8 protein-coding genes are annotated in these 10,110 nt (G+C 43.7%); all 8 read left to right on the top strand.

The features are described 5' to 3' along the window. The first annotated feature begins 24 nt into the window (after positions 1-24). A complete protein-coding gene (locus BFU02S_RS12385; protein WP_066371100.1) occupies positions 25-954 on the top strand; it encodes an ABC transporter substrate-binding protein in 930 nt (309 codons plus the stop codon). 41 nt (positions 955-995) lie between these two features. Beyond that, complete coding sequence (locus BFU02S_RS12390) at positions 996-1,955, top strand: ABC transporter ATP-binding protein (RefSeq protein ID WP_066371078.1); 960 nt, start codon at positions 996-998, stop codon at positions 1,953-1,955. Between the two features lie 180 nt (positions 1,956-2,135). Next, complete coding sequence (locus BFU02S_RS12395) at positions 2,136-3,431, top strand: lyase family protein (protein WP_066371081.1); 1,296 nt, start codon at positions 2,136-2,138, stop codon at positions 3,429-3,431. Next, positions 3,428-4,924, top strand: a complete 1,497-nt coding sequence (locus BFU02S_RS12400) for an aldehyde dehydrogenase family protein (protein ID WP_066371087.1) — start codon at positions 3,428-3,430, stop codon at positions 4,922-4,924. Before BFU02S_RS12395 ends, BFU02S_RS12400 begins: the two co-directional genes overlap by 4 nt. 27 nt (positions 4,925-4,951) lie before the next feature. After that, complete coding sequence (locus BFU02S_RS12405) at positions 4,952-6,070, top strand: Zn-dependent alcohol dehydrogenase (protein ID WP_066371089.1); 1,119 nt, start codon at positions 4,952-4,954, stop codon at positions 6,068-6,070. Between the two features lie 88 nt (positions 6,071-6,158). Further along, complete coding sequence (locus BFU02S_RS12410) at positions 6,159-7,649, top strand: FAD-binding oxidoreductase (RefSeq protein ID WP_235842052.1); 1,491 nt, start codon at positions 6,159-6,161, stop codon at positions 7,647-7,649. A gap of 21 nt (positions 7,650-7,670) precedes the next feature. Then, positions 7,671-8,447, top strand: a complete 777-nt coding sequence (locus tag BFU02S_RS12415; protein WP_066371092.1) for an SDR family oxidoreductase — start codon at positions 7,671-7,673, stop codon at positions 8,445-8,447. A gap of 90 nt (positions 8,448-8,537) precedes the next feature. Further along, positions 8,538-9,971: an FGGY-family carbohydrate kinase gene (locus tag BFU02S_RS12420; RefSeq protein WP_066371094.1), complete on the top strand. Its 1,434-nt coding sequence runs from the start codon at positions 8,538-8,540 to the stop codon at positions 9,969-9,971. Positions 9,972-10,110: the final 139 nt, after the last annotated feature.

Raw genomic sequence — 10,110 nt, forward strand, 5'->3', positions numbered from 1 at the left:
GTCTACGTTAAGGGGGAAAAAATAATGAAAAAAACAACGATTATTACAAGTCTATTAACTGGTGCATTGGCGGTGTCTTTGGTTGGCTGCGGAAACTCTAATCAGTCGACAAGTGCTGCTGGCGGGAAAAATGATCCGATTGTAGTCGGTTCGAAGAATAACACAGAGAATTACATTCAAGGAGAAATGTTTGCAGATATCTTGGAAGCCAATCATGTTCCGGTCGTGCGCAAGCTTAATCTCGGAGGAACAAACGTTACTTTCCAAGCTATTAAAAGCGGTCAAATTGACATGTACCCTGAGTACACGGGCACAGGGTTGGTCGATATCTTAAAGAAACCGTTAGAAAAAGACCAAAAAAAGGTATTGCAAGAGGTAAGTGACGGATTTAAACATTGGAACATTGATTGGTTGCAGCCCGCCCCTCTGAATAGTACATACGGCTTTGCCGTGACGCAGGCAACCGCTAAAAAATATAACTTGAAAACGATTTCGGATTTAGCGAAACACAGCCATGAATTAGTGCTCTCTTTCCCGCAAGAATTTGACGTGCGCCCAGACGCATTGCCAGGATTGCAAAACTACTTCAAGGATAAAGGTGGATTTAAGTTTAAGAACCAATTCCAAATTGACTATAGCTTGCGCTACCAGCCACTATTGCAAGGAAAATCTGATGTGACTGTTTCGGTTGGTTCTGACGGGGATGTGGCTGGAAATCACTTAGTTGTCTTGGAGGATGATATCGGATTTTTCCCTGCTTACAATGTCGCACCGATCATTAATGACAAAAAATTAAAAGAGTATCCTCAAATTAAAGCTCCGCTCGAAAAATTAATGTCCTTGATGACTGATGAGCAAATGCAAAAGCTGGATTGGGAAGTGGATGGACCTGATAAGAAAGAAATCAAAGATGTCGCCAAAGACTTCTTAACTAAAAACGGATTATTGAAATAAAACGAAAACCCGTTAAGTCAATTTACTTTGGAGGTGAGGAAATGGGAATCGTTTTTAAAAATATCGTAAAAAAATACCGGGGAGCCCAGTCCATTGCGGTTAATAATATAAATTTGTCAATTGAGCAAGGGGAATTCATCGTCTTTCTCGGGCACTCCGGGTGCGGAAAAACGACACTCTTGAAGATGGTCAACCGTCTTTATGAACCAACTTCTGGAACCATTGAAATCGACGGGGTAGATATTACCCAGATGAAAGAAGAGAACTTGAGGAGAGGCATTGGGTATGTTATTCAGCAAAATGGCCTGTTTCCCCATATGAGGATTGAAGACAATATTGCTGTTGTACCGAAGTTGCTTGGTTGGGAGAAAGCCAAAATCGACAAACGAATTGATGAACTGTTAGAGTTGGTGCACTTAGTTCCGAAACAGTTCCGTAGACGTTATCCCCGCCAGTTGTCCGGAGGTCAGCAGCAACGGGTCGGGATTGCCCGGGCCATGGCAGCAGACCCTTCAATCCTTTTGATGGATGAGCCGTTTGGAGCCATCGATGCGATTACAAGATCAAGTCTGCAGGATGAACTCATTCGAATCCAAAAGGAACTGAAGAAGACCATTCTCTTCGTCACCCATGACGTGGATGAGGCATTTCGTTTAGCAGACCGAATTGTGGTAATGGCTGAAGGGAAAATCGTACAGGCAGACACTCCTTATCGCCTGCTGACGAACCCGGCCAACGATTTTGTCAAACAGTTACTTGGGAACCGCGATATTTACCGACAGATGAACTTGCTTAAAGTGGCGGATGTTATTGAACTAAAGCCAACAGGGCCCAAGGCCAATCGGGCCTTTGCTGTTCGGATAGATGATCCACTAACCCAATCGTTTACCAAACTGGTGGAATCCGGGGAAACCGAAATTCCCGTTGTGGATGATAGTGAGCATGTTGTTGGATTCATTACACTCAATCACATCACACACCAGCTTCGGATAGCGAAATAGAATGAAGAAATTTTTGACGTTTTAAATCTCATAATCGAAATTAAACAATATTTATTATCTCTTGATCCACTTTTTCAAGCTGCCCGGGATCCCAATCCGCTTGCATTAAGCTCGATGAAGAAGCTTTGAAAAAATATGAAGTGAACTTGTTTCTATGTCGGTAAGGAGGTGTAAGAGAGTATGCGAATTGAGCAGGATGCCTTTGGTACCGTATCGTTACCAGACGAAGTGCTCTATGGCATACAAACCGTCCGCACAGTGAATCACATGTCGTTCTCCGGCCACCTGTTATCCGACTATCCAGCGTATATCCGGGCGATGGCGCAGGTTAAAAAGGCTGCAGCTAAGGCGAATAAGCGGGCAGGTGTTATCTCTGACGAAATTTGTGAGAAGATTCAAGAAGCCTCGCAGCAATTGATTGATGGTAAATGGGTCGAGCAGTTCCCCATCGACGTGTTCCACGGGGGAGGAAGTATCGGGACCAATATGAATGTCAATGAGGTCATTGCTCGATTGGCAGGGGATGATGTTCATCCGACAGAGCATGTGAACGCATCGCAATCGACGGCAGATGCTTGCCACACGGCAATGCGAATTGCCCTTATTTCAATGATGGAGCCGTTTGTTAAGGAATTGGATCAACTTATTAAAACCTTGGAAAACCATAGTTTAGCTTTTGCATCCATTCGCACTATCGCCAGAACATGCTGGCAGGATGGCCTGACTGTACCGATGTCAAGCCTTTTCGAAGCCACGGCATCTGCTTTAAGACGAAGAAGGGAATTTTTGCACCATGCGGTAGAACTCATCCACCACATTAATCTTGGTGGAACCGTAGTCGGTTCTGGAACGGGGGCACCAGAAGCGTATCGTACAGCAATTGTTCCCATGCTAGTGGAAACAACCGGTTATCCATTAAGATGGCGCGAAAATTTGTATGATGCGGCTCAATACCCAGATGATCTGGCTCAACTTTCTTCAGAAATCCATTTGATTTCGCGAATCCTGTTAAAGTTGGCCAAAGATTTAAGGCTATTGGCGTCAGGCCCGGAAGCAGGATTGAATGAACTTAGGCTTCCAGCGGTACAAGCGGGCTCCTCCTTTTTTCCGGGGAAGGTCAACCCTGTGATTGCAGAGACGATGATTCAATGCAGCATGTTAGAGGCTGGAAATCATTACATTATTCAATCTTCGCTGGAGATGGGCGAAGTCCATTTAAACATTTGGGAAGGCATGATGGGGATTCTGCTCATGCAGAACATTTCGATGCTGACAGAAGCGATGTTGACTTTTCATAATCATTGTGTCGCAGGGATTGAAATTAATGAGGTGCGGTGTGAAGAATATGCAGCAAGCTTTATCCCAATGGTCGTGGAGTTAAAAGAGAGGTACGGGTATCAACAAGTTTCAAAATGGGTCAAAGAAATGTCCAAAGAAGAGCTAAAGAAAAAAATGAAGGAGGAGAAACAAGTATGAATGCCATAAGACCAGCCAAATTGAAATGGGCCAAGGAATGGCTTAAATCAACGAAATCCTTATACATCAATGGAGAATGGACATATGGGAACGGCTCCTTGATTGATTCAGTGAATCCGGCAACCGGCCTAGTGATTGGCCAGTTAAAGGGGGCAACACAAGAAGATGTAGACAATGCAGTTGCTGCAGCGCGCAAGGCGTTCGAAGAAGGTCCTTGGAAGGCAATGGCCCGTAGAGAACGGGGCCGGTTAATGTGGAAAATCGCTGCTTTAATCCGGGAACATCAAGATGAATTGGCAACGCTGGAATCACTCGATAATGGGAAGCTTTACACCGAATCGTACAACGATGACGTTTTCGAGGTGGCCGAGTTATTCGAGTACTATGGCGGTTGGGTGGATAAATTTTACGGGGAAGTCAATCCCGTTGAAGGAAATTTCACTAGTTTTACCACGAAAGATCCAATTGGCGTGTGCGGTCAAATCGTTCCTTGGAATTTTCCTATTGTCATGGCGGCATGGAAGATTGCTCCAGCATTGGCGATGGGTAATACAATTGTTTTTAAACCTTCGAGTGCAACATCATTTTCGGTGATTCGTCTGACGGAAATTATCCACGAGTCAGGCTTGCTTCCAGCTGGGGTATTTAACCTTATTCTGGGGGAAGGGCGCATTGGTTCATATATTACTCGCCACATGGGTGTTGACAAGGTCTCCTTTACTGGAAGTACAGGTGTGGGCAAACAATTGGTTCACGATTCCGCCGATTCAAACTTAAAGCCGGTGACCTTGGAGCTAGGGGGGAAGTCACCGAATATCATTTTCGCCGACGCCCCGAACATGGATGCTGCAATCGAACGATCATTCTACGGTTTATTCACGCACAAAGGGGAAAAATGTTCGGCTCCGACGCGTTTATTTGTGGAAAGGCCAATCTATGACGAAGTTGTTGAGAAACTCGCAAACTATGCAAACAGTTATAAATGTGGGGATCCTTTCGATCCAACCGTCCAGCAAGGCCCACAAGTGTCTAAAGCCCATATGGAAAGTATTCTTAACTATATCGAGATTGGGAAGGAAGAGGGGGCACGTGTCGCTGCTGGCGGATATCGAGATACAGAAGGGCCGAATGCGAATGGCTATTTCGTTCGCCCTACGATTCTTGCGGATTGCCATAACAAAATGAGAGTAGCCCAAGAAGAAATTTTCGGCCCTGTTCTGGTAGTGATTCCGTTTGAAAGCGAAGAAGAAGTGGTAAAAATGGCGAATGACTCGATTTACGGACTTGCTGCAGGGCTTTGGACAAATGATGTTTCCCGGGCACACAGGGTGGCCAAAAGACTAGATGCAGGCCAAGTGTTCGTCAATCGATATGGATGCTATGACTATGCCAGTCCGTTCGGCGGGCTGAAACAAAGCGGCTGGGGCAAAGAATATGCCATTCATTCACTTAACTCTTATACCAAAACGAAAGCAATCTGGATTGCACACTAATGACCGGAAGTTGAGGAGGAAAATCCCATGAAAATGAAAGCTGCTGTTATGGCAGAAGTCGGTGCACCACTGCATATTTGTGAAGTGGAGCTAGCTTCCCCAAAAGCAAATGAGGTGCTCGTCAAAATTGAAGCAACAGGGGTTTGCCATAGTGATTTAAATGCCCTGTATGAAGAAACAACACCAATTCCGGCAATTCTTGGGCATGAGGGTGCGGGCATTGTTGTCGAAGTGGGACCAAACGTAAAAACTGTCAAAGTAGGAGATAAAGTCGCGCTAAGCTGGGTGCCTTTCTGTGGAACATGTGAATTTTGTCAGACGGGACAGGTCAATTTGTGTGAATCCGCTTTTAGCCCGATGTTTGCAGGAACTCTCTTAGACGGTACAAGCCGTTTAAGTCAAAATGGTAAAAACATCTATCATAACTCCTTGCTTTCTACCTTTGCGGAATACACTGTTGTACCGGAAATGAGCTGTGTGAAACTACCAAGCGACATGCCTTTTGCACAGGCTTCGCTCATAGGTTGCGGAGTGGCGACCGGTTACGGAGCAGCCGTTCGGGCAGCGAAGGTTACGCCAGGTTCCACGGTGGCTGTATTCGGAATTGGGGGTGTAGGTGTGAATGCGATCCAAGGTGCTCGGATTGCGGGAGCCTCCAAAATCATTGCTTGTGACTTGAAAGAGCAGAATCTGGAAATCGCCAAATCTTTTGGAGCCACCCATACTGTGAATGTGGGGGAAGGCGATCCGGTTGAGGCCCTCAAGTCATTAACGGGAGGCTTTGGTGTTCATTTCGCCATCGATTGTACGGGTAATACGAATGCGGCTTCAACGGCTTGGCAAGCGACTCGAAAAGGCGGTACAACGGTTGTCATAGGAGCATTTAACCCGAAGAAGGAATTAGTGTTGCCAGCTGGCGGATTCCATCGGGTTGGAAAAATCCTAAAGGGCAGCTTTTACGGCGATGTGCACCCGTTCAGTGATTTCCCAATCATTGCACAGCTTTATTTGGACGGCAAGTTTCAGTTGGATGAACTCGTACTCTCACGGATTCAGTTAGAAGAGATTAATAGAGCATTTGCTAGTTTTCACGATGACGGTTGTGTCAATGTAGGGCGGACGGTCATTGAATTTGGAGGCAAATAGATAAGCGGATTTGATCTATCAAACAAGCCCAAATGCTTATTTATGAAGCCAAAGGAAAAGAATTTGAAATTGAGAGGGGAATAAGATCATGGCAATAACGAGAGAAGAAATTATGGGAAACAAGCAGGCGTTAACAAGATTGGAAATTGTGGCAAGCATGAAGAAAATAGTTGGTGAGGAACATGTTATCACCGATGAACAGGTGTTAAAAGAAAGCAGTGTCGACCGCTATAGAAAGTATGAAGAGTACTCCGGCGTTTTCACTCGGCCAATCCCGGCTGCGGTGGTCAAAGCCCAAAATACACAGCAAATTGCTGAAGTGCTTAGATTCTGTAATGAGAATGGCATTAATGTCATTCCCCGCACCGGTAATTCTGCGCTTGAAAGCATGCTTGAATCAACTCGTGAAAATCACATTGTGCTTGATGGCTCAGATATGAAAAAAATTATTAAAATTGATGAGTACAATATGCAAGTCACTTGCGAAGCTGGAGTAGGGTTGGAGTATTTGGAGAACCTGCTTCGTGAAAAAGGCTTTACGACCGGGCATTCACCACAATCAAAACCTATGGCGCAAATGGGCGGGCTTGTAGCGACAAGAAGTATTGGCCAATTTTCAACACTATACGGTGGAATTGAGGATATGGTTGTAGGACTCGAAGCAGTATTTCCTAATGGAGAAATCACCCGGATTAAAAATGTGCCGCGCCGTGCAGCAGGCCCGGATATTCGCCATGTGATTATCGGAAATGAAGGGTCTCTTTGCTACATAACAGAGGTGACTGTGAAAATATTCAAATATATGCCAGAAAATAATAAATATTATGGTTTTACACTTGAAAATATGAAAACTGGCTTTGAAATTTTGCGGGAAGTAATGGTTGCCGGATTTAAACCATCAATCGCCCGTCTTTATGATAAAGCCGATGCAGCAGGTCATTTCTCCCACTTTGCAAAAGATAAATGTGTACTGGTATTTATGGCAGAAGGACCTAAGGAAATTGCAGAAGCTACAGGTAATGGTATCGAAAAAATTGTTGCCAAGTATGCTGAATGCCAACAAGTGGATAGTAGTTTAATAGAACAGTGGTTCTTACAACTAAACTGGGGTCCGAAACAAATTGCAGAAGAACGAGAAGAAATCATTCAAACGCAAAACATGGGCTTTACAACGGAAATCGCAAGTAATTGGGAAACGATTCATGAAATCTATGAAGTATGCTGCAAACGTGTTGCTGAAGAAATTCCTGATATCACTTGGGTAGGAGGGCATTCTTCACATAGTTACATTAACGGTACAAATGTTTACTTTGTTTATTACTACAATATTGTTGATTGTCCGCCTGAAGAAGAGATTAATAAATACCATAATCCAATTAACAAAATTATTGTTGAAGAAGCGATTAAACATGGGGGCACAATGGTACACCATCATGGTGTCGGGAAAGCAAGAGCACCATGGATTAAAGATGAATACGGTTCTTCATTCTACATTCTCAAAACGCTCAAAAACGCTTTTGACCCAAACAATGTAATGAATGCGGGAAATATCATCCCGGTTAAGTTCTTGGAGGATTAAACATACTAGGAGGCTTTACATATGGAAGTTCAAGAATTCGCATTGGACTTTTTCTCACTGAAAGGAAAAAATGCAATTGTTACAGGAGGAAACTCAGGACTTGGCCAGGCATTTTCACTTGCATTGGCAAAGGCTGGCGCGAACCTATTTATTCCAAGTATTGTCGAGGATGACGGAACAACAAAAAGATTGATAGAAGAAGCCGGCTCAAGAATGGAGTTTATCCAAATAGATATTTCTAAAGAAGGAGCACCTAAAAAAATCATTCATACTTGTGTGGAAAGATTAGGCTCCGTGGATATTCTTATTAACTGCGCAGGAATTTGTAATCTTGCAGAAGTGCTTGACTTTGATCGAAAAAAATGGGACCCAATGATCGATATTAACTTGACTGCTGCATTTGAAATGAGCTATGAAGCAGCAAAAGTGATGGTTCCACAACGAAGCGGGAAAATCATTAATATATGTTCTGTGTTTACTTTCCTTGGCGGGCAGTGGTCACCGGCTTATGCCGCAACAAAACATGGGATTGCTGGTTTGACGAAGGCTTATTGTGATGAACTAGGACAATACAACATCCAAGTCAATGGTATCGCACCAGGGTACTTTGCAACCAATATCACGGCAGCCACCAGAAGCAATCCGGAAACAAACAAAAGGGTGCTCGATCACATTCCGGCAAATCGTTGGGGAGACGCAGCAGACTTGATGGGTGCAGCAATATTCCTTTCAAGCCGTGCATCGGATTATGTAAATGGACATATCTTGTCAGTCGATGGAGGCTATTTAGTTAGATAAACAACTTAATGATGTCAGATGAGTAGGGATTCAATCAAGGGTGAATCCCTTCGTTACATAAGAGATACTGGCTAAAACTGGAGGATTATTATGGGTAAAAAATACATTATTGGCATTGATGGCGGATCACAAAGTTCAAAAGTAGTTATTTTTGATTTGGAAGGTACTATCATTTGCGAGGGGAAGAAAAATTTACAGCCACTGAATATGCCTGAACCGGGCATAGTCGAGCATCCAGATGATGATTTGTGGGATTCCATTGTATCTGCCAGTAAAGTTGCAATGGAACAGTTTCCTGGAGATAAAAACGATATTATTGGCATTGGTTTGTGTACCATTCGTTTTTGCCGCGCTTTGTTAAAAGAAGACGGCTCCCTTGCACAGCCTGTCATGAGCTGGATGGATGCACGCGTCTCAAGACCATATGAGCATACGAACCCTTCCGTGAAGTATGTTACCACTTCATCAGGTTATATAACACATCGTTTCACCGGAAACTTTAATGACACAGCTGCGAATTATCAAGGCATGTGGCCTATAGATACCGACACATGGGAATGGAGCAAGGATGAAGAGGTAATCCGGACATATCAAATTCCACGTGAAATGCTATTCCACCTGCAAATGCCAGGAACCATTCTAGGCTATGTCACTGAGAAAGCTGCAAAAGCAACCAGTATTCCTGTCGGGGTTCCAGTTGTAGCAACGGCAAATGATAAAGCAGTTGAAGCACTGGGTGCAGGTTTATTGGCTAAAAATACCGCACTGGTTTCGCTTGGGACCTATATTGCTTCCATGATGCATGGGCTTGAGAATCCAAAAGGAACGCAATATTTCTGGACAAACTTTGCTTCTATGCCAAATAAGTATTTATACGAAAGCAACGGCATTCGAAGAGGGATGTGGACAGTCAGTTGGTTTAAAAATTTACTGGGGGAGGAGTTTGCGGAAAAGGCGGAAAAAGCAGGGCTATCAGCAGAAGAAAGGTTAAATCGTGAAGCGATGGATGTCCCGGCAGGGTGCGAAGGGTTAATGACCGTTTTAGACTGGCTTGCTCCGACAGATAAGCCGTATAAAAAAGGAATGATGATTGGGTTTGATGCCCGTCATTCACGGGCCCATATCTATCGTTCCATATTGGAAGCAATTGCTTTAACAATGAAAAACCATACGGATGCAATGTGTTCCGAATTGAATGTTAAACTGGATAAAATCACCGTTTCCGGTGGCGGTTCGAACAGCGATTTAATGATGCAAATTTTTGCGGATGTTTTCGGCGTTCCGGCAGAAAGGAATATTGTTAACGGATCTGCCAGTCTTGGTTCGGCCATTTGCGTGGCAGTAGCTGTTGGTCCATATGAAAGCTATGAGGCAGCTATTCAAAAAATGGTGCTGGTTCGTGACACATTCCAGCCGGATAAGGCGAATCACATGCTTTATAAAAGAATGAATGAGGAAGTCTACAAGCTAATCACCGAACATACTGATGAGTTAGTAAAAAAATCTTATCCAATTTTTAACTAGATTTTTTTAGATGTGATCTGATCATGAAATTGAAGTTATGGCAGAAAGATATGTCTTTTGATGTACAAACTTTCTTTAAGAGACGTGATTACATAAACTGTAAACTTAAGAAAGGAGTAATTTTTCTTACTCCAATTAA

The sequence above is a fragment of the Neobacillus fumarioli NBRC 102428 genome, assembly GCF_001591485.1.
GTDB lineage: Bacteria > Bacillota > Bacilli > Bacillales > Cytobacillaceae > Neobacillus > Neobacillus fumarioli.